General features: G+C 60.9%; 1 protein-coding gene. It reads right to left on the bottom strand.

The features are described 5' to 3' along the window. On the bottom strand, positions 1-555 hold a 555-nt coding region (locus IEY21_RS16725), incomplete at its 3' end, for an IS5 family transposase (protein WP_188905471.1). Between the last annotated feature and the right edge of the window lie 53 nt (positions 556-608).

Raw genomic sequence — 608 nt, 5'->3', positions numbered from 1 at the left:
GAACTGTCCCGCGTACCCCTGGTCAGCCCAGATTTTCTCCAGGGTGGGCAATTCCCCCTTGACGGCTTGGACCAAGAGGCGACCACCGACCCGATCGTGCAGGTTCGCCGGGTGTACGACCACTTTGAGCAACAGGCCCAGGGTGTCGACCAGGATGTGCCGCTTGCGGCCATTGACCTTTTTGTTGCCGTCGAAGCCGCGTGGCCCGCCACTCTCCGTCGTTTTTGCGGACTGACTGTCAATGATCGCAGCGTGCGGATCGGGCATTCGCCCGATCCGCACACGATAGATCCGACGCAAAGCCGTGTTGATCCGCTCCCAGACCCCAGCCAGCCTGAGTTGACGGAAGTGGTAGTACACGGTCTCCCACGGCGGGAACTCGTGTGGCAGCGCTCTCCAGGCGATACCGCCACGCAGCACGTACAACACAGCATTGACGATCTCGCGTGTCGACCACTTGGGTGGTGCACCTCGCCCTGAACGTGGGGGCCACATCTCGCTCAGCAACGCCCACTCGTCGTCGGTGAGATCAGAACCATACGTCTGAGAGGCCATTCCTCATGGTATTTGCTCGCCCAGAGAGGCGTGAAATTCCAAAACGGGCTCTA

It is taken from the genome of Deinococcus aerophilus (assembly GCF_014647075.1).
Taxonomy (GTDB): domain Bacteria; phylum Deinococcota; class Deinococci; order Deinococcales; family Deinococcaceae; genus Deinococcus; species Deinococcus aerophilus.
The sequence above is the reverse complement of the archived record's forward strand: the minus strand, read 5'-3'. Positions and strand labels throughout refer to the sequence as shown.